Genomic DNA, 20,371 nt, shown 5'->3' with positions numbered 1-20,371 from the left:
CTTAATGAACCTCGACCACGTTGCCCTGCAAACGCAGCAAGGCGTCGTTCACCGCATCCGGCATCAGTTGGCGCAGGCAGTTGTAGTGGCCGAACCGGCAGGTGCGGTCGAAGCACGGGCTGCACTCCAGACCCAGCCGCACGATTTCCACCTGGTCGGCCAACGGCGGGGTGAAGCCCGGCGACGTCGAGCCGTACACCGCCACCAAAGGGCGGTTCAGCGCGGCGGCCACGTGCATCAGGCCCGAATCGTTGGACACCACCGCGTCGGCGCAGGACATCAGGTCGATGGCCTCGGCCAGCGACGTGCCGCCGCTGAGGTTGACCGATTCCTCGCGCAGGCCGGGAATCAGCCGGGCGCGGATGTCTTCGCCGACCGCGTGATCGTTCTTGGAACCGAACAGCCAGACCTGCCAGCCTTCGCGGATCCGCGCCTCGGCGACCTTGGCGTAATGCTCGGACGGCCAGCGCTTGGCTTCGCCGAACTCGGCGCCGGGGCACAGCACCAGCACCGGGCGGTCGAGGGTCAGGCCGAACTTGGCCAGCGCCGCTTCGCGGGTCACCGGGTCGATCTGCAGGCTCGGGCGCGGATAGGGCTTGGGCAGTTCGGCGTTCGCGTCATAGGCCAGCGCCATGAAGCGCTCGATCATCAGCGGGTAGCGTTCTTTGTCGAGGGTGCGCACGTCGTTGAGCAGGCCGTAGCGGAACTCGCCGCGCCAGCCGGTGCGCTTCGGGATACCGGCGAAGAACGGCACCAGCGCCGACTTCAGCGAGTTCGGCAGCAGGATCGCCTGGTCGTACCGGCCGGCCAGGGACTTGCCGATCCGCCGACGGGTCGCCAGTTCCAGCACGCCATGGCCGAGCGGGAAGCTCAAGGCCTGGCGCACCTCTGGCATGCGCTCAAGGATCGGCCGGCTCCACTCGGGGGCCAGCACGTCGATCTCGCACTGCGGGTGACGCTGCTTCAGACACTGGAAGAGTGTCTGGGCCATCACCATGTCACCGACCCAACTGGGCCCAACGATCAGAATATTCATGTGGTTTCCAAAAACGAACCGGGGAGGCATCACGCCTCCCCGCCTCGAGAGTTCTACAAACACTGTAGAGCCACTGTGGGAGCCGGCCTGCCGGCGATGGGGCCGTCGCATCCGACATCGGTGCGGGCCTGCCATCCGCTTTCGCGCCCACAGGGATAATCAATGTGGCGACAGAGCGGTGTCAGCTCAACCCCAGCCCGCGCCAGATCCGCATCACCTGTCGCCGTTCGTCCGCGAACTGGTCGCCCGGTATCACCCCGGCCTCTTTCTGCAAGGCCTGCCGGTGGGCGGCGGAGCGGTAGGCCTTGTAGGCCTCGCGCAGCAGCGCGGCGTCTTCGACGGGCATCAGCCCTTCGTGCTCCAGCTCCTCCAGGATGCGGATGTTGTCCGTCCAGCGCAGCAGCGGCGGGTGCTTCTGCGACCACGCCAGGGCCGCGTATTGCACCATAAATTCAATATCGACGATACCTCCGGCGTCCTGCTTGAGGTCGAACGGCGCCGTGGCCTCGAAGGCGTTCGCCCCGGTGCCGGCGGCGGTGGCCTTGCTGCCGAGGTTGTCGCGCATCTTGGCGCGCATCTCGCTGACTTCCTGGCGCAGCGTCGCCGGATCCCGCGCCTTGCCCAGCACTTGGGCGCGCACGCCCTCGAAGGCCTGGCCGACATCCTGGCTGCCCACCAGCACCCGCGCCCGCACCAGGGCCTGATGCTCCCAGGTCCAGGCTTCGTTTTCCTGATAACGGGCGAACGCCCCCAGCGAACTCACCAACAGGCCCGACGCCCCGGACGGCCGCAGGCGCATGTCCACCTCATAGAGCTGGCCGGAGTTGGTCTGCGCCGTCAGCAGATGGATGATCCGCTGGCCCAGCCGGGTGAAGAACTGCGCGCCGTCGATCGGCTTCGGCCCGTCGGTCTCCGCCTGGGGGTCGCCGTCATGGATGAACACCAGATCCAAGTCCGAACCATGCCCCAACTCGATGCCGCCGACTTTCCCGTAACCGACAATGATGAAGCCGGGATCGCACAACGTGCCGTCGGTGCGCAGCGGCGTACCGTACTTGGCCACCGTCTGGCGCCAGGCCAGGGCCAGCACCTGCTCCAGGATCGCCTCGGCCAGCCAGGTCAGGTAATCGCTGACCTTCATCAAGGGCAGGCTGCCGGCGATCTCGGAGGCCGCGACACGCAGGCGGTGCGCCAGCTTGAAGTGGCGCAGCGCTTCCATCTGCTGTTCGAGGTCGTCCTCCGGGATCCGGGTCAGGCGCTCGCGCAGTTCGGCCGCCAGCTCCGGGGCCAGCGGCGGCTTGAACAGCCGGCCTTCGTTGAGCAGTTCGTCCAGCAGCAGCGGGAACCGGGTGATCTGCTCGGCGATCCACGGGCTGGCGGCGCACAGGGTCAGCAGGCGGCGCAAGGCGCCGGGGTTTTCCGTCAGCAGCACCAGGTAGGCCGAACGCCGGGCCACCGCTTCGACCAGCGGCAGCACCCGTTCCAGCACCAGATCCGGGTTGTCGTGCTCCACCGCCTGGGCCAGCAGACGCGGAATGAAGGCATCGAGGCGCTCACGCCCCAAGCGCTGCATCGCCCGCAACTGGGCGCTGCAGCGCAGGTTGGCCAACGCCTTCAGGGCCTTGGTCGCGTCCGCGAACCCGGCCTCCTCCAACTGACGGCAGGCAGCCTCTTCATCCTGGGCCTCCTCCCACAGCGGCAGCCATTCGCCGCCGACCGCCACTTCGCTCGGGGCGCCCTCTTCCTCGTCCGGATCGGCGATCACCTGGGCGAAATGCCAGGCCACCCGGTCGCGCCAGAACATGAGCTTTTCGTGGAAAGCGTCCCAATCGGCGAAGCCGAGCATGAAAGCGATGCGCGCCTGGTCCTGGGCGCCGTCCGGCAGCATCTGGGTCTGGCGGTCGGCGATCGCCTGGATGGCGTGCTCGGTGTAACGCAGGAACAAATAGCCTTCGCGCAACTCGCTGACCACCGCCGGCGGCAGGTAGCCCTGCCCCTCCAGCGTGGCCAGCACCTTTAATAGAGGGCGCTGCTGCAGGCTGAGGTCGCGGCCGCCGTGGATCAGCTGGAAGGCCTGGGCGATGAACTCGACTTCGCGGATGCCGCCTGCGCCCAGCTTGATGTTGTCGGCCATGCCCTTGCGCCGCACTTCCTGCTGGATCAGCTGCTTCATGGTGCGCAGGGCTTCGATGGCGGAGAAGTCCAGGTAGCGCCGGTACACGAACGGACGCAGCATCTCCAGCAACTGCGCGCCGGCCGCCTGGTCGCCGGCCACCACCCGCGCCTTGATCATCGCGTAGCGTTCCCAGTCGCGGCCCTGGTCCTGGTAGTACTGCTCCAGCGCATTGAAGCTCAGCACCAGCGCCCCGGACGAGCCGTAAGGGCGCAGGCGCATGTCGACGCGGAACACGAAGCCGTCGACGGTCATCGGGTCGAGGGCCTTGATCAGGCGCTGGCCGAGGCGGATGAAGAATTCCTGGTTGTCCAGCGGCCGTTTCACGCCGACGGTCTCGCCCCCTTCGGGGTAGGCGAAGATCAGGTCGATGTCGGACGACAGGTTCAGCTCGACCGCGCCGAGCTTGCCCATGCCGAGGATCACCATCGGCTGCGGCAGGCCGCTGCGCCGGCCGGTGGGCGTGCCGAACTGGGTGCAGTGGCGCTCGTACAGCCAGCGGTAGGCCTGGTCGATGCAGGCGTCGGCCATGTCCGAGAGGTCGCGGCAGGTCTGCGCCAGGTCGGCCTGGCGGGTCAGGTCGCGCCAGATGATGCGTACCTGGTGCCGGGCGCGCTGGCGGCGCAGGACGCGCCCCAGCTCGTCGTCGGTCTGCGCGGCGCTCACGGCGTCGGCGATCTGCCCGCACAGCTCGCCGGGGGCGAACGGCCGGTCCAGTTCGCCGCAGCGCACCAGCGACAGCAACATCAAAGGGTCACGCAGGCTCTGTTCAATGACGAAGTCGCTGGCCGCCGTGACGCGGGCGAATTGTGACCAGCGCTCGGGCGTCCAAGTCGAAAGGCCATGGTCGTCGTCCAGGACACCGACGGCGGCACGGAACGACTGCTCGGATCGGCTGACCAACGGCAGGAGAATGGCGGGCAGTTCGGCAAGCGCAGGCAGGGTCATGGTCTATCCTTGATCGGCGTGTGAACGGCCGTTTGTAGTGACGAGTGAAAAACCGCTACGCGAAGGAGTGTCGAACAAAAGTGAGAAATAGCTGAAATTTCTTTCTCTTTGGCAGCCAGCATCAAACTTTCACCTTCTTCAGATGGAAAACGACCAAGCTTAACGATTATTCTCACAACGCAGTCCGAGGCCACAAGCCTTTCATCTGTAGTTTTACTACTCGTCTATACATCCGGGAGGCTGAAATGCCGGATCATTTGTAGTAAAACTACACGCCGCCGGAACAACCTGTCGGCAATCCAAGAATTTTAAATCGTCTGCCCACAAGGCCAGTCGCAACTCAGGCAACCGATTCTGGAAGCCTTTCCGCCCTGGAGCAAGCCATGCAAGACCTCGATCCCGTCGAAACCCAGGAATGGCTGGACGCCCTGGAATCGGTTCTCGACAAAGAAGGCGAAGACCGTGCTCACTATCTGATGACCCGTATGGGCGAACTGGCGACCCGCAGCGGCTCGCAGCTCCCTTACGCCATCACCACGCCTTACCGCAACACGATCCCCGTCACCCACGAAGCACGCATGCCAGGCGACCTGTTCATGGAACGCCGCATTCGCTCGCTGGTGCGCTGGAACGCGATGGCCATGGTAATGCGCACGAACCTGAAAGATTCTGACCTGGGTGGTCACATCTCCAGCTTCGCCTCCAGTGCGACCCTGTACGACATCGGCTTCAACTACTTCTTCCAGGCCCCGACCGACGAGCACGGCGGCGACCTGATCTACTTCCAGGGCCACACCTCTCCGGGCGTCTACGCCCGTGCGTTCATGGAAGGCCGCATCAGCGAAGACCAGATGAACAACTTCCGTCAGGAAGTCGACGGCAACGGTCTGTCGTCCTACCCGCACCCATGGCTGATGCCTGACTTCTGGCAGTTCCCGACCGTGTCCATGGGTCTGGGCCCGATCCAGGCGATCTACCAGGCGCGCTTCATGAAGTACCTGGAGCACCGCGGCTTCATCCAGCCGGGCAAGCAGAAAGTCTGGTGCTTCCTGGGCGACGGCGAGTGCGACGAGCCGGAATCCCTGGGCGCGATCTCCCTGGCCGGCCGCGAGAAGCTGGACAACCTGATCTTCGTCATCAACTGCAACCTGCAGCGCCTCGACGGCCCGGTCCGCGGCAACGGCAAGATCATCCAGGAACTCGAAGGCGTGTTCCGCGGCGCCCAATGGAACGTGACCAAAGTCATCTGGGGCCGTTTCTGGGATCCGCTGCTGGCCAAGGACGTCGACGGCATCCTGCAGCGCCGCATGGACGAAGTCATCGACGGCGAATACCAGAACTACAAGGCCAAGGACGGCGCGTTCGTCCGCGAGCACTTCTTCAACACGCCTGAACTCAAGGCCATGGTCGCCGACCTGTCCGACGACGAGATCTGGAAGCTCAACCGTGGCGGCCACGACCCGTACAAGGTCTACGCGGCGTACCACGAAGCGGTCAACCACAAAGACCAGCCGACCGTTGTCCTGGCCAAGACCATCAAGGGTTATGGCACCGGCGCCGGCGAAGCGAAGAACACCGCGCACAACACCAAGAAGGTCGACGTCGACAGCCTGAAGCTGTTCCGCGACCGCTTCGACATCCCGGTCAAGGACGAAGACCTGGAGAACCTGCCGTTCTTCAAGCCGGAAGAAGGCAGCGCCGAAGCCCGCTACCTGGCCGAGCGCCGCGCCGCGCTGGGCGGTTTCGTGCCGCAGCGCCGCGCGCAGAGCTTCAGCGTGCCGACCCCGGACCTGGACACCCTCAAGGCCATCCTCGATGGTTCGGGCGACCGTGAGATCTCCACCACCATGGCGTTCGTGCGCATCCTCGCGCAACTGGTCAAGGACAAGGAAATCGGCCCGCGCATCGTGCCGATCATCCCGGACGAGGCCCGTACCTTCGGCATGGAAGGCATGTTCCGTCAGTTGGGCATCTACTCGTCCGTCGGTCAGCTCTACGAGCCGGTCGATAAAGACCAGGTGATGTTCTACAAGGAAGACCAGAAAGGTCAGATCCTTGAGGAAGGCATCAACGAAGCGGGCGCCATGAGCTCCTTCATCGCGGCCGGTACTTCGTACTCCAGCCACAACCAGCCGATGCTGCCGTTCTACATCTTCTACTCGATGTTCGGCTTCCAGCGCATCGGCGACCTGGCCTGGGCCGCCGGCGACAGCCGTACCCGTGGTTTCCTGATCGGCGGCACCGCCGGCCGCACCACCCTCAACGGTGAAGGCCTGCAGCACGAAGACGGTCACAGCCACATGCTGGCCGCGACCATCCCGAACTGCCGCACCTACGATCCGACCTACGGCTACGAGCTGGCGGTGATCATTCAGGACGGCATGAAGAAGATGACCGAAGAGCAACAGGACGTCTTCTACTACATCACCGTGATGAACGAGTCCTACCAGCAGCCAGCCATGCCGGCCGGTGCCGAAGAAGGCATCAAGAAAGGCATGTACCTGCTGGAAGAAGACACCCGCGATGCGGCGCACCACGTTCAGCTGATGGGCTCCGGCACCATCCTGCGCGAAGTGCGTGAAGCGGCGAAGATCCTGCGTGAAGAGTTCAACATCGGCGCCGACGTGTGGAGCGTCACCAGCTTCAACGAACTGCGTCGCGACGGCCTGGCCGTAGAGCGCAGCAACCGTCTGCACCCGGGCCAGAAGCCGAAGAAGAGCTATGTCGAAGAGTGCCTGAACGGCCGCAAGGGTCCGGTCATCGCCTCCACCGACTACATGAAGCTGTTCGCCGAGCAGATCCGTCAGTGGGTGCCGTCCAAGGAGTTCAAGGTCCTGGGCACCGACGGCTACGGCCGCAGCGACAGCCGCAAGAAACTGCGTCATTTCTTCGAAGTCGACCGTCATTTCGTGGTGTTGGCAGCCCTGGAAGCCCTGGCTGACCGCGGCGATATCGAACCTAAGGTGGTGGCCGAGGCCATCGTCAAGTTCGGCATCGACCCGGAAAAACGCAACCCACTGGACTGCTGAGGAGAAACTCTGTGAGCGAACTCATTCGCGTACCTGACATCGGCAGCGGTGAAGGTGAAGTAATCGAACTGTTTGTGAAGGTCGGCGACCGCATCGAAGCCGACCAGAGCATCCTGACCCTGGAATCGGACAAGGCCAGCATGGAAGTGCCGGCCCCGAAGGCCGGCGTCATCAAAAGCCTGAAAGTGAAGCTGGGCGACCGCCTGAAGGAAGGCGACGAGCTGCTGGAGCTGGAAGTCGAGGGCGCCGCCGCTGCGGCCCCTGCGCCTGCCGCCCCTGCTGCTCCGGCCGCCGCGCCTGCCGCTGCACCGGCTGCCGCCCCTGCGGCAGCTGCAGCCCCTGCTGCCGCTTCGGTGCAGCAAGTGCACGTGCCGGACATCGGTTCGTCGGGCAAGGCCCAGATCATCGAGATCCAGGTCAAGGTCGGCGACAAGGTCGAGGCTGACCAGTCGCTGATCACCCTGGAATCCGACAAGGCGAGCATGGAGATCCCGTCGCCCGCCGCTGGCGTGGTCAAGGCCATCAGCGTCAAGCTCAACGACGAAGTCGGCACCGGCGACCTGATCCTGGACCTGGAAGTGGCGGGCGCTGCGGCCCCTGCCGCCGCTCCGGCCCAGGCGGCAGCCCCGGCGCCCGCCGCTGCCGCGCCTGCCCCGGCTGCCGCCCCTGCGGCGCCGGTGGCCGACAGCGTCCAGGACATCCACGTTCCGGACATCGGCTCGGCCGGCAAGGCCAAGATCATCGAAGTGCTGGTCAAGGCCGGCGACAGCGTCGAAGCCGACCAGTCGCTGATCACCCTGGAATCCGACAAGGCGAGCATGGAGATTCCATCGCCTGCCGCCGGCGTGGTGGAAAGCGTCTCCATCAAGCTGGATGACGAAGTCGGCACCGGCGACCTGATCCTGAAGCTGAAGGTCAAGGGCGCCGCTCCGGCTGCTGCCCCGGCTCCAGCTGCCGCTGCTGCCCCAAGCGCTCCGGCACCAGCCGCTGCTGCTCCGGCTGCCGCTGCACCTGCCGCTGCCGCTCCGGTCGCCGCCCCAGCCAAACCGGGCGCCAAGGTTCACGCAGGTCCTGCCGTGCGTCAGCTGGCCCGCGAGTTCGGCGTCGAGCTGAGCGCCGTGAGCCCGAGCGGTCCGCACGGTCGCATCCTGAAGGAAGACGTGCAGGTCTACGTCAAGGCCATGATGCAGAAGGCCAAGGAAGCCCCGGCCGCCGCTGCCGGCGCGACCGGCGGCGCGGGCATCCCGCCGATCCCGGCCGTGGACTTCAGCCGCTTCGGCGAGATCGAAGAAGTGCCGATGACCCGCCTGATGCAGGTCGGCGCCGCCAACCTGCACCGCAGCTGGCTGAACGTGCCGCACGTGACGCAATTCGACTCGGCGGACATCACCGAGCTGGAAGCCTTCCGCGTCGCCCAGAAAGCCGTTGCGGAGAAGGCCGGCGTCAAGCTGACCATCCTGCCGCTGCTGCTCAAGACCTGCGCGCACCTGCTCAAGGAACTGCCGGACTTCAACAGTTCGCTGGCCCCGAGCGGCAAGGCGATCATCCGCAAGAAGTACGTGAACATCGGCTTCGCCGTCGACACCCCGGATGGCCTGCTGGTGCCGGTCATCAAGAACGTCGACCAGAAGAGCCTGCTGCAACTGGCTGCCGAAGCCGCTTCCCTGGCTGAGAAAGCCCGGACCAAGAAGCTGTCGTCGGACGAGATGCAGGGCGCCTGCTTCACCATCTCCAGCCTCGGCCACATTGGCGGCACCGGCTTCACGCCGATCGTCAACGCGCCGGAAGTGGCGATCCTCGGTGTCTCCAAGGCAACCATCCAGCCGGTCTGGGACGGCAAGGCCTTCCAGCCGAAGCTGATGCTGCCGCTGTCGCTGTCCTACGATCACCGTGTGATCAACGGCGCCGCCGCCGCACGCTTCACCCAGCGCCTGGGCAGCCTGCTGGCGGACATCCGCACCATCCTGCTGTAAAACGCTCGGCCCTCCCGCCACGGAGGGCCGAACGCCGCACGATTTCGGGCGCCACACGCCCGTACCTCAACCCCGCCTTTGGCGGGGCTTTTTTTGCCCTGAATACCCGCCTTCGCAGCGCTTATTCCCACAAGCCACGCTGACTTCGGCCACAGCCCGGGTCGACTTCCCGTCGATATTTTTTTAAGCCCCGCAACTAACCTTGGCGCGCAAAAGTTCACCCAGAAACTTCATTGCCTGTTTCTTTTTGTTCCACCTACATTCGAATGGATTCGAACATGTTCAAACCGACCGTTGGGCCGATTCTCGGTCACGTAACAACTCATCACGCCCGGATATTCATTCGCGGCGAGCACAATGGAAACACACCGGTATTTGCCGGTGTCCGCTATCGAAAGATCGGCGAAGCGCGTTGGTCAAACGCAACTTTCGTCAAACTCGATGCATGCAGTGACATGTCAGGCGTCGTGGCGCTCAACAACTTGAGCGAAGACACCGAACACGAATACCAGGCGGGCTGGTTCAGCCCGATGAGTCCGGCGCACACCGTGGAGAGCGTCGCGGAGTTGCCGCTGCAATGGCCCAGGGCGACCTATCGCCTGCGTACGCGCTCGGGCAAGCGGTCGCAGCCCCGGGCCTATGTCGTGGGCTCGTGCCGCTACTTGCGGATGACCGCCGGCATCGCCACGCTGCCCGCTCTGGGTGACCGGATCTTCGCGTCGATCCATCGGCTGGCCCATGATGCGCAACCGCCGGTGAGCGCCATGCTGATGACCGGGGATCAAGTCTATGTCGATGACCTGAACCGGATCGCGCCGGATCGGGAACACGAGGACATTCATAAAAAGTATCGAACTGCGTTCTCTCAACCGAACATTCGGCAACTAATGTCCGGCACTTCCACTTACATGATCCTCGATGACCACGAGATCGAAGACAACTGGCCGGCCAATGCCACAAAGAACGATCACGCGTTGTTTCGCAATACCATGGCCGCCTACGAAAGTTACCAGGTCAGCCATAGCCCGGCACATGAGCTGGATGAACAGTCGCAAATCAATCGCGCGAAACCCGAACGCTATTGGTATCGGTTCGCCGACGGTGACATCGAATGGTTCGTGACCGACAGCCGCACCCGGCGCAACCTGGCAGCCGGCGACCGGCGCATCCTCGACGAGGAACAGGAGCAGGCCCTGCTCAAGTGGCTGATCCACAGCCCGGCGCGGGTGAAGTTCGTGGTCACCAGCGTGATGTTCTACCCGGACCGCAAGCTCAACGGCGACGATGCCTGGATGGGTTTCCCCGAGCAGCGCCTGCGCCTGTTGGAGACCATCCGCCGGCACAGGATCGAGAATGTCGTGTTCGTCAGCGGCGACGTGCACGGCTCGCTGACCGCCCGCCTGAGCCACAGCGAAGATCCGGACTTCGAGGTGCACACCGTCGTGTCCTCGCCGCTGCACAACAGCATGCTGTTGCCCTACGCCAAGGCGTCCACCTTCATCCTCGACAAGCCGCTGGCCTGCACCGCGACCGGCGATTACCGACATGAACTGACCGGTCAGGTGATCAGCCAGGACAATTTCGCCCACCTGGTGGTGGAGGCCAACCGTCTGCAGGTTCACTATCACGACCGCGACGGCAAGCGTCTGCAGTCGGTCAGCATCCCGCTGCGCTGATCCGCCAGCACTGCCGTTCCGTGAGCAAAAGGCTCTGGGACGGCACTCTTGCGCCACCCCCGGATTGTTTTTCGCGGCCCGCTGGAGAAATGCGCCGGTCAGCCGACACATTCTTATAGCACTTGGCCTTCATCTCTCTTGTCAGTCGGTGCCGCAATGATGCAACCTTGCCGCAGGCAACAGTAAAGAGGGCGAGAGCCCGGCGCGTTCAGCATATTTCCAAGCGAGTTCCCTTCATGAAGAGCCAACCCGATGCCGCCAGCCGTATGGTGGCCGAGGTAGTGACGCAGTTGCCTGTGCCCTCGCGGCTCGGCATGCTGCGTTTCGAGCGCCTGAATGAAGCGAGCTGGGCGATGCTGTTCCTCGACCCCAACTGCGAACGCCAGTTCGGCCAGCCGGCCGTCGAGCTCTGCGCCCTGGTCGGCTCGCCCTACGCCAGCCTGATGGAGCCGGAGGCGCGCTATCAGCTGCACGACACGATCCAGCAGCAACTGAGCGCGAGCCCCCATTACCTGGTGCGCTACACCCTGCACACCGCCGCCGGCGTGCTGAGCGTGCTGGAACTGGGCGAGGCCTACAAACAGCACAACCGCCATCTGCTGCGCGGTTACCTGCTGGTGGTCGACGATGTGTTCGACGACGTGCCGGCGCTGCCCTCCGTCGACCTGGAAACCCAGAACTCACGCCTGCAGATCGCCCTGGAACTCAACCAGCGCGCCCAGCAGGAACAACTGCAGCACCTGGAGCGGGTGCGCGCCCAGCAGGACCTGATCCTGCTGCTGGCCCGCCAGCGCTACAGCAGCCACAACTCGCTGCAGGAAGCGGCCGAACTGATCACCCGCTGCGCCTGCGACATCTATGAGATCGACTGCGCCAGCCTGTGGAACCTCGAAGGCCAACAGTTGGTGCCGATCTCGGCCTACCACCGCGCCAGCCAGGAATACCTGCTGCCGGACGTGATCGACGTCAGCGGTTTCCCCGACTACATGGAGGCGCTGCACAGCAGCCGCGCCATCGACGCCCACAATGCGATGCACGACCCGCGCACCCGCGACATGGCCGAAGCCCTGCGCCCGCGCGACGTCAATGCGATGCTCGACGCCAGCATCCGGGTCGACGGCCAGGTGGTCGGCGTGCTCTGCCTGGAGCAGACCGGCGTGACCCGCGCCTGGCAATCCGACGAGATCGCCTTTGCCGGCGAACTGGCCGACCAGTTCGCCCAAGTCATCAACAACCACAACCGACGCACCGCCACCAGCGCCCTGCACCTGTTCCAGCGAGCGGTCGAGCAGAGCGCCAACGCCTTTCTGCTGGTCAACTGCGAAGGCGTGGTCGAGTACGTCAACCCCAGCTTCACCGCCATCACCCAGTACACCACCGAGGAAGTCCACGGCCAGCGCCTGTCTGAGCTGCCGGCCCTGGAAAACCTCAGCGAGCTGCTGTTCGACGCGCCGTCGGCGCTGGCCAAGAGCAACAGTTGGCAGGGCGAATTCAAGAGCCGGCGCAAGAACCTCGAACCGTACTGGGGGCAACTGTCGATCTCCAAGGTCTACGGCGACAACCGCGAGTTGACCCATTACATCGGCATCTACGAAGACATCACCCAGAGCAAGCTGGCGCAGCAGCGCATCGAACGCCTGGCCTACACCGACAACCTGACCAACCTGGGCAACCGCCCCGCGTTCATCCGCAACCTGGACGAGCGCTTCGCCCGAGACAGCGATACCCCGATCAGCCTGCTGCTGGTGGACATCGACAACTTCAAGCGGATCAACGACAGCCTCGGCCACCAGACCGGCGACAAGCTGCTGATCAGCCTGGCCCGGCGCCTGCGCAACAGCCTGAGCCCGAGCGGCAGCCTGGCGCGGTTCGCCAGCAACGAATTCGCGGTGCTGCTGGACAACACCGACCTTGAGGCCGGCCAACAGATCGCCAGCCAGCTGCTGATGACCCTCGACAAACCGATGTTCGTCGACAACCAGCTGATCAGCGTCACCGGTTCCGTGGGCCTGGCCAGCGCGCCGCTGCACGGCCGCGATCCGCAGACCCTGATGCGCAACGCGGGCCTGGCGCTGCACAAGGCCAAGGCCAACGGCAAGCATCAGGTGCAGGTGTTCACCGAAGCCTTGAACGCCGAGGCCAGCTACAAGCTGTTCGTCGAGAACAACCTGCGCCGGGCCCTGACCCAGAACGAACTGGACGTGTTCTACCAGCCCAAGCTGTGCCTGCGCAGCGGCCGGCTGCTGGGCATGGAAGCGCTGCTGCGCTGGAACCACCCGGAGCGCGGCATGATCCGCCCGGATCAGTTCATCAGCGTCGCCGAAGAAACCGGGCTGATCATCCCGATCGGCAAATGGATCGCCCGCCAGGCCTGCCGCATGAGCAAGGCCCTGACCGCCGCCGGCCTGGGCAACCTGCAGGTGGCGATCAACCTGTCGCCCAAGCAGTTCTCCGACCCGGACCTGGTGGCGTCCATCGCCAACATCCTCAAGGAAGAAGCGCTGCCGGCCAACCTGCTGGAACTGGAACTGACCGAAGGCCTGCTGCTGGAGGCCACCGAAGACACCCACCTGCAGCTCGACCAGCTCAAGCGCCTGGGCCTGACCCTGGCCATGGACGACTTCGGCACCGGCTACTCGTCGCTCAGCTACCTGAAGAAATTCCCGATCGACATCATCAAGATCGACCGCAGCTTCATCCATGAGATCCCGGACAACCAGGACGACATGGAAATCACTTCCGCCGTGATCGCCATGGCCCACAACCTGAAGCTGAAGGTGGTGGCCGAAGGCATCGAGACCGCCGAGCAGCTGGCGTTCCTGCGCCGCCACCGCTGCGACGTCGGCCAGGGCTACCTGTTCGACCGGCCGATCCCCGGCGCCGAACTGATCGGCACGCTCAAGCGCTACCCGCGCGGCCCGCTGTCCCTGTAAGCCCTGCCCCGGCCCGGATGGGCCAATCCCACATCGTTTGGCTAGTGATTAACTCGGCATCATTGGGCACACTGGCGGTCTGCTGATTGAACATCCCATCCTGACTGAGAGGAACGATCATGGTTCTGCGCTCGGAAATTCTGGTGAACAAAAACGTGCTACCGACTCAAGATCAAGCCCTGCCCGGCCGCGAAACCCCGATGGCCCTGCCCGAAAACCATTTCGTCTTCAAAGACACCCCGCTGCTCGGCCCGTTCTTCGACGATGTCGAGTTCGCCATTTTCGGCCTGGGTTGCTTCTGGGGCGCCGAGCGCCGCTTCTGGCAGCGCGAGGGCGTGGTCAGCACCGTGGTCGGCTACGCCGGCGGCTACACGCCGAACCCGACCTACGAAGAAGTCTGCTCGGGCCTGACCGCTCACGCCGAAGTGGTGCTGGTGGTGTTCGACAAGGCGAAAGTCAGCTACCAGGACCTGCTGAACATGTTCTGGGAACTGCACAACCCGACCCAGGGCATGCGCCAGGGCAACGACATCGGCACCCAGTACCGTTCGGTGATCTACGCCACCACCCCGGAGCAGCTGGATGCGGCGAACAAGAGCAAGGCCGTGTACCAGGCCGAGCTGAACAAGGCCGGCCTGGGCGAGATCAGCACCGAGATCGAGCAGGCCCCGACCGTGTACTTCGCCGAGGCCTATCACCAGCAGTACCTGGCGAAGAACCCGGAAGGCTACTGCGGAATCGGCGGCACCGGCGTGTGCATGCCGCCGAGCCTGGCGGGCAACTAAGCTTGAAACCGTGGCGAGGGCGTTGCTCCCTCGCCACAACTGGTTAAATGTTGATCAGCTCTCGGCGATCAACCAATCCATCTGCCAGCCGCCCTGGGTCTGCCCAAGCTTCTTGGACAGCCACGGCAGCAGCTCGCGCAACTCCTCTTCCAGCCCCCACGGCGGATTGGCGATCGCCAGTCCCGAGCCGTTCAGGCTGTTGGGCGTGTCCAGGGGATGCACCAGCAGTTCGACCCGCAGCAGTTTCGGTGCGCCGGTGCCGGCCAGATCCTGGTAGAAACGGCGCAGGGCGCGCTGGTCCTTCACCGGGTACCAGATCGCCGCCACGGTCTGACGCATCCGCGAGATCGCCTCTTTCAGGGAAGCGGCGCAGCGCTGCATCTCGTCGAGCTTCTCGAACGGCGGATCGATCAGCATCACCGCACGTTTTTCGGCCACCGGCAGCAGCGCCCGCGCCACGTGCCAGCCTTCGCCCAGGTGCACCGCCACCCGACGGTCGCCCTTCATGTTGTCCTTGAGCAGCACGCCGTCCTGCGGGTGCTTCTCGTTGAGCAACACCCGGTCCTGCGGCCGGGTCAGGCGCCGCGCCAGTTCCGGCGAGCCGGGGTAGTAGCGCAGCTGGCCGTCCGGGTTCATCTCGTGCAGCACCTGCATGTAGTCGGCGGTCAGCGCCGGCAGGTCAGGCTGGTTCCACAACCGTGCGATGCCTTCCAGGTATTCGCCGGTGCGGTTGGCCTGATCGCCCTGCAGGTCATACAGGCCGATGCCGGCGTGGCTGTCGAGATAGGCAAACGGCTGCTCCTTGCGCGACATCAGGGCGATGAGGCGGGTCAAGGTCAGGTGTTTGAACACATCGGCGTGGTTGCCGGCATGGAAGGCGTGACGATAATTCATGGTGGCTCCTGCGAGGGCCGCAAAGTTTACCTTTTACCGGGCGGCAAGTCAGGGGGCCGCAGCCGAACGGGCCGCTAAGGCCCCTCGCCCGCCAACCTCACTGCGTTTCCTCCAACAGGTAATCCAGCAGCGCCGTTTCCGACGCCTCTTGCGACACCGAAACCCGATAAAACCTTGCGACCTTGTGGCGCAGCACATCGGCCGGAAATGCCTGGGCCAGCGCCGGATGCGCCTCGTTCAGCCACTGCAAAGCGTTGCGCATCCGGACATCGCCGCCGAACGACGCCAGCAGCCCTTGCGGCACCCGCCACCAAGGAAAGGCACACCCCGAGGCTTGCCCCCGGCCACCGACCGTCACCGCCCGGCCATTGACCAGGGCACGCCCGAAGACCGCCAGCAGCGTCTCCGCATCGACCTCAGGCGACGCCAGGATCGGCAATAGGAAGCGCCCGTCCCAGAACCGGAAGAACGCCGGGCGCCCATCCGACAGAAGCACTTGCGTCAGGCTGCAAAGATGCGCGGCCACTTCTTCAAGGCTTGCCGAGGACACCCCCAGCCACCCCCAATCCTCAGACTCGGTGCTCGCCGCCCATTCCAGAAACTCACTGTCGGCGGCAACGACTCCCACGTAAGGCATTACCGCTTCCCACTCGGAAAATGCCGTTTCCGCCCAGACCGGTGTCGGCGCCTGCGAGGGCCAAGCCTTGAGCGGCTCTCCCGCGCTGGCACCGCTCAACACCGCAAACAACTGTTCCGAAGGCTTCAGCGGCTCAGCCGCCAGCCATTGATCAGGTCGCACAGATTCCCTCCTTGCACCGCTCGCACTCTTCGCAGAACGGCGCATCACTTTTCAGGCTCATGATTTGCGCGGCGGTCAGGATCGCCGCCGGCGCTGTCGCCAACCCCGCCGCCTGCCCCGCCACCGCCGGGGCCGCCGCCATCGGCGCCATCGGCGCGCCGCCCACCTGGATCGGCACGCTGCTGAAGATCCCGCCGGGGCCGATATTGATCCACTGTCCGCCCGCCTGGATCGTCGCGCTGGCGCCGCCGTCGATCACCACCTGCTGGCCGGCGCTGACGTGGAACTGTGCACTGGCGCTGAACGCCTGACTGCTCACGCGGACATGCCGGTCGCCGGTCACCGTGAGGTGGTCGTCCTGCTTCACCTCGGCCTGGCGCCGGCCGTGGGTGATGCGCTGTTCGTCGGCCTTCAGTTCGTGCTTCGCCAGACCGGTGACGACGACGCTGCGCTGGTTGTCCACCCGCACCTGTTGGTCGTGCAGCACATGCTGCGTCCAGTTGCGCTGGGCGCGCAGGTAGATTTCCTCGGCGCCCTTGCGGTCCTCGATGCGCAGTTCGTTGTAGCCCCCGCCGCCGGGGCTGCTCTGGCTGCGGAACACACTGCGGGTCTTGTCTGCCGGAAGCTCCAGCGGCACTGGGGTGGCGGCGTTCGGCAGGCAGCCCATGACCAGCGGCTTGTCCGCGTCGGCATCGACGAACCCCACCAGCACTTCCATGCCGACCCGCGGGATCAGCACGCTGCCGTAGCGGTCGTGGGCCCAACCGGTGGCGACCCGCAGCCAGCAACTGGAATGCTCATTGAGTTCGCCGTCCCGGTCCCAGGCCAGTTGCACCTTGATCCGCCCGTACTCGTCGCAGTGGATCTCGCTGTCTTTCGGCCCGGTGACGACCGCCGGCTGGTAGCCTGACATCCGCGGTTTTTCCGGAACCGCTGACGGGCGGAAGAAGACGTCCCACGGCGTGGCGAGAAAAGTGTTGCGGTAACCCTGGAACGCTTCCCCGTCGCTGGTGACCGATTCCTCCAGCACCTGTGGCTGGCGCCCCCGGTGCTCGACGGCGGTCAACAGCCACAGGTCGTTCCAGTCCTGGCGTGGATGCTCGATCAGTTGCAGGAAATGTCCGCTGAGCAACGCGGATTCGTCGCTGTGCCCCTCCGCCAGGCAGTGGTCGGCCAGGTGCCGCTCCAGGGTTCGCCGGGCCATTCGTTTGCCGGCCTCCCGCTCGGTGAACTGGCCGGGAAAGTGATAGTCCTCCAGCACCGGCCGCTGCTCGCTGTCGACCCGGGCCTCCAGGGACAGCTGCGGCTTTTCGAAATCGTAGTCACGGCGGGTGACCACGCTGGTGCGGGTCTCGACCCGGACACTCAGGCGCTTGACCGCCGGCGCCGCGGCGGCCATGCCGCTGCCCGGCAGGTAGGGCGTCGCCCCGGCCAGACGGGGAAACACGGTCTGGTCATCGCCGAACACCAGCAGATGCCCTTCCGGGCTGTGCTGAAAGTGGAAGTGAATGCCGACTTCGCCGCACAGCCGCTGAATGAACGTCAGGTCGCTTTCGGCGTATTGCACGCAGTATTCCCGGGGCGGGTATTCGCTGCCCAGACGGAATTCGAAGGCATCGCGCAGGATCCCGTGATCCTTGAGCACTTGCGCCACGATCTGCGGGACGCTCTGCCGCTGGAAGATCCGTTGGTTGATTCGGTGCCCGAGGTACGCCAGGCGCGGAACGAGGCTGACGTGATAGCGGGTCAGCCGCTTGCCCGAATCCCCCTGGCCGACGCGATGGATCTGACCGTGGATGCCGGATCCTTGCACACCGAAATTCAGAAACGCCTGACGGTGCAGCAGGCTTTCGAGATCCAGGTCCGGTCGTTCGCTGACCAGTTCCAGGTCGAAGCGAAAAGGTTGGCTGATGGCTTCCTTGCCCGTGAACTCAAGCACTTTGAGGTCATAGTGGGCGCCTTCGAGGGTCAACGTGAAACGCGGTTGATGGGCAGGCGCGAACATCCGATGTGTCTCTGCAGAATGAAGGCGGGCGATTCTGCATGAGGGGCCAAGACTGGAGAGCCAGTGACAGGAAAATCAGATTTGCCCTACTTGAAACTTCGATCTCCCCTTCAAAAATCAGCGCTTTCAACTACAGACACATCCCTCAAATACATCGCTGAATCTGTGGGAGCTGGCTTGCCAGCGATGAGGTCGGCAGATTCGACTGTTCGCTGACCGACACGCCGCCATCGCTGGCAAGCCAGCTCCCACAGGGTTCTCCAATACTCTTGAAAAATTGCAGGCATGAAAAACGGCCCGCCTCCGGGGGGGAGACGGGCCGTTTCAGGTCAGGCAATGGGCTGAGGCTCAGCCCGCCGCCCTCACTTGTTCAGGTGGTAATCCTGCTCGGCCGCCTCGAAGCGCTGAACCATGCCGGCGCTCGGCTGGCCCATCAGGCTGACCAGGTAGATCGCCAGGCTGGCGAAGATGAAGCCCGGGATGATTTCGTACAGGCCCAGCAGTTCGAAATGCTTCCACACGATCACGGTCACCGCGCCGACCAGGATGCCGGCCAGGGCGCCGTTGCGGGTCATGCCCTTCCAGATCACCGAAATCAGCACGACAGGGCCGAACGCCGCACCGAAACCGGCCCAGGCGTAGGACACCAGACCCAGCACGCGGTTTTCCGGGTTGGCCGCCATGGCGATGGCGATCAGCGCCACCAGCAGCACCATGGCGCGGCCGACCCACACCAGTTCCAGCTGCGAAGCGGACTTGCGCAGGAAGGTCTTGTAGAAGTCTTCGGTCAGGGCGCTCGAGCACACCAGCAGCTGGCAGCTCAGCGTGCTCATCACCGCCGCCAGGATGGCCGACAGCAGCACACCGGCGATCCACGGGTTGAACAGCAGCTTGGCCAGTTCGATGAACACACGCTCATGGTTCTCGCTGACCGGAGTGGCCACGGCCGGGTTGGCCGAGAAGTAAGCGATGCCGAAGAAGCCCACCGCCACGGTGCCGCCCAGGCACAGGATCATCCAGGTCATGGAGATGCGGCGGGCGTTGGCGATGGATTTCACCGAGTCGGCGGCCATGAAGCGCGCCAGGATGTGCGGCTGGCCGAAGTAGCCCAGGCCCCAGCCCATCAGCGAGATGATGCCGATGAAGGTGGTGCCCTTGAGCATGTCGAAGTTGCTCGGGTCGTTGGCCTCGATGGCCAGGAACGTGGTGTCCACGCCGCCGGTGGCCAGCAGCACGATGATCGGCGTGAGGATCAGGGCGAAGATCATCAGGGTGGCCTGGACGGTGTCGGTCCAGCTCACCGCCAGGAAGCCGCCGACGAAGGTGTAGGCGATGGTCGCCGCAGCGCCGGCCCACAGCGCGGTCTCGTAGGACATGCCGAAGGTGCTTTCGAACAGGCGGGCGCCGGCCACGATGCCGGACGCGCAATAGATGGTGAAGAACACCAGGATCACCACCGCCGAGATGATCCGCAGCAGGCCGCTCTTGTCTTCGAAACGGCTGGCGAAGTAGTCCGGCAGGGTCAGCGCATCGCCGTTGTGCTCGGTCTGCACCCGCAGGCGGCCGGCGACGAACAGCCAGTTCAGGTAGGCGCCGACGATCAGGCCGATGGCGATCCAGCTTTCGGACAGGCCGGACATGTAGATGGCGCCCGGCAGGCCCATCAGCAGCCAGCCGCTCATGTCGGAGGCACCGGCGGACAGGGCCGTCACGACGCTGCCGAGGCTGCGGCCGCCAAGAATGTAGTCGGAGAGGTTGTTGGTGGAGCGATAGGCCATGAAGCCGATCAGCACCATTGCTGCGATGTAGATCACGAACGTGATCAGTGTTGGATTGCTTGCGCTCATTACGTTTCGGCCCTGGCTTTGTTTTTATGTAGCGGCGGCGGTTGCACCGTCTGCAGACTGACGCCTGAAGGACGAAATGCACGGCCGCGCATTTATGACCGATGTTTCCCCAGGAAAGCCATCGGCCGATGCACCGGGTTGTCCCGGTTGCACCTAGGGCGCGAATCCTATGCAACAAAACAGAACAGGTGCAACCTGTTTCTTGGGAATCAGTTGCACCTACATCGCTTTTTCGGACGAAACGGCTGTTTTTGCCCCCAGCCTGGCGCATTG

The 20,371-nt window shown here is 64.5% G+C and carries 11 protein-coding genes; 5 read left to right on the top strand and 6 right to left on the bottom strand.

What is annotated here, in order from left to right; translation table 11 throughout:
* Position 1: 1 nt before the first annotated feature.
* Together waaF and glnE are read right to left on the bottom strand one after the other, a co-directional pair.
* A complete protein-coding gene (gene waaF, locus CAG41_RS22970) occupies positions 2-1,036 on the bottom strand; it encodes a lipopolysaccharide heptosyltransferase II (protein WP_085585314.1) in 1,035 nt (344 codons plus the stop codon).
* 181 nt (positions 1,037-1,217) lie between these two features.
* Entirely contained in the window at positions 1,218-4,157 is a 2,940-nt protein-coding gene (gene glnE, locus CAG41_RS22965; RefSeq protein ID WP_085707507.1) for a bifunctional [glutamate--ammonia ligase]-adenylyl-L-tyrosine phosphorylase/[glutamate--ammonia-ligase] adenylyltransferase, read from the bottom strand.
* A gap of 383 nt (positions 4,158-4,540) precedes the next feature.
* On the opposite strand from glnE, the gene aceE reads away from it, so the two are divergent.
* The 5 genes from aceE (at position 4,541) to msrA (ending at position 14,553) form a co-directional block, all read left to right on the top strand.
* Positions 4,541-7,186, top strand: a complete 2,646-nt coding sequence (gene aceE, locus CAG41_RS22960; RefSeq protein WP_085585318.1) for a pyruvate dehydrogenase (acetyl-transferring), homodimeric type — start codon at positions 4,541-4,543, stop codon at positions 7,184-7,186.
* A gap of 11 nt (positions 7,187-7,197) precedes the next feature.
* Positions 7,198-9,159 carry a dihydrolipoyllysine-residue acetyltransferase gene (aceF, locus tag CAG41_RS22955; RefSeq protein ID WP_085707506.1) on the top strand — a complete coding sequence of 654 codons (1,962 nt, stop codon included), beginning with the start codon at positions 7,198-7,200 and terminating at the stop codon, positions 9,157-9,159.
* Between the two features lie 278 nt (positions 9,160-9,437).
* Entirely contained in the window at positions 9,438-10,835 is a 1,398-nt protein-coding gene (locus tag CAG41_RS22950; protein WP_085707505.1) for an alkaline phosphatase D family protein, read from the top strand.
* Positions 10,836-11,071: 236 nt separating this feature from the next.
* Entirely contained in the window at positions 11,072-13,768 is a 2,697-nt protein-coding gene (locus CAG41_RS22945) for a GGDEF and EAL domain-containing protein (protein ID WP_085585324.1), read from the top strand.
* 119 nt (positions 13,769-13,887) lie between these two features.
* A complete protein-coding gene (gene msrA / locus CAG41_RS22940; RefSeq protein WP_085585326.1) occupies positions 13,888-14,553 on the top strand; it encodes a peptide-methionine (S)-S-oxide reductase MsrA in 666 nt (221 codons plus the stop codon).
* Between the two features lie 54 nt (positions 14,554-14,607).
* On the opposite strand, the gene CAG41_RS22935 is transcribed toward msrA, so the two are convergent.
* From CAG41_RS22935 to putP, 4 genes are all read right to left on the bottom strand, one after another.
* Positions 14,608-15,447: a 23S rRNA (adenine(2030)-N(6))-methyltransferase RlmJ gene (locus CAG41_RS22935; protein WP_085585328.1), complete on the bottom strand. Its 840-nt coding sequence runs from the start codon at positions 15,445-15,447 to the stop codon at positions 14,608-14,610.
* A 97-nt stretch (positions 15,448-15,544) separates the two neighbouring features.
* Positions 15,545-16,291: a DUF4123 domain-containing protein gene (locus CAG41_RS22930; RefSeq protein WP_085585330.1), complete on the bottom strand. Its 747-nt coding sequence runs from the start codon at positions 16,289-16,291 to the stop codon at positions 15,545-15,547.
* The gene (locus CAG41_RS22925; protein ID WP_085707504.1) at positions 16,236-18,251 is read right to left on the bottom strand and encodes a type VI secretion system tip protein VgrG; all 2,016 of its coding nucleotides are present in this window, start codon (positions 18,249-18,251) and stop codon (positions 16,236-16,238) included. The genes CAG41_RS22930 and CAG41_RS22925 overlap by 56 nt, the downstream gene beginning before the upstream one ends.
* 362 nt (positions 18,252-18,613) lie before the next feature.
* Positions 18,614-20,098 carry a sodium/proline symporter PutP gene (gene putP / locus CAG41_RS22920; RefSeq protein ID WP_085585334.1) on the bottom strand — a complete coding sequence of 495 codons (1,485 nt, stop codon included), beginning with the start codon at positions 20,096-20,098 and terminating at the stop codon, positions 18,614-18,616.
* Positions 20,099-20,371 lie beyond the last annotated feature (273 nt).

The sequence above is a fragment of the Pseudomonas sp. B35(2017) genome, from assembly GCF_002113645.1.
GTDB lineage: Bacteria > Pseudomonadota > Gammaproteobacteria > Pseudomonadales > Pseudomonadaceae > Aquipseudomonas > Aquipseudomonas ekonensis.
The sequence above is the reverse complement of the archived record's forward strand: the minus strand, read 5'-3'. Positions and strand labels throughout refer to the sequence as shown.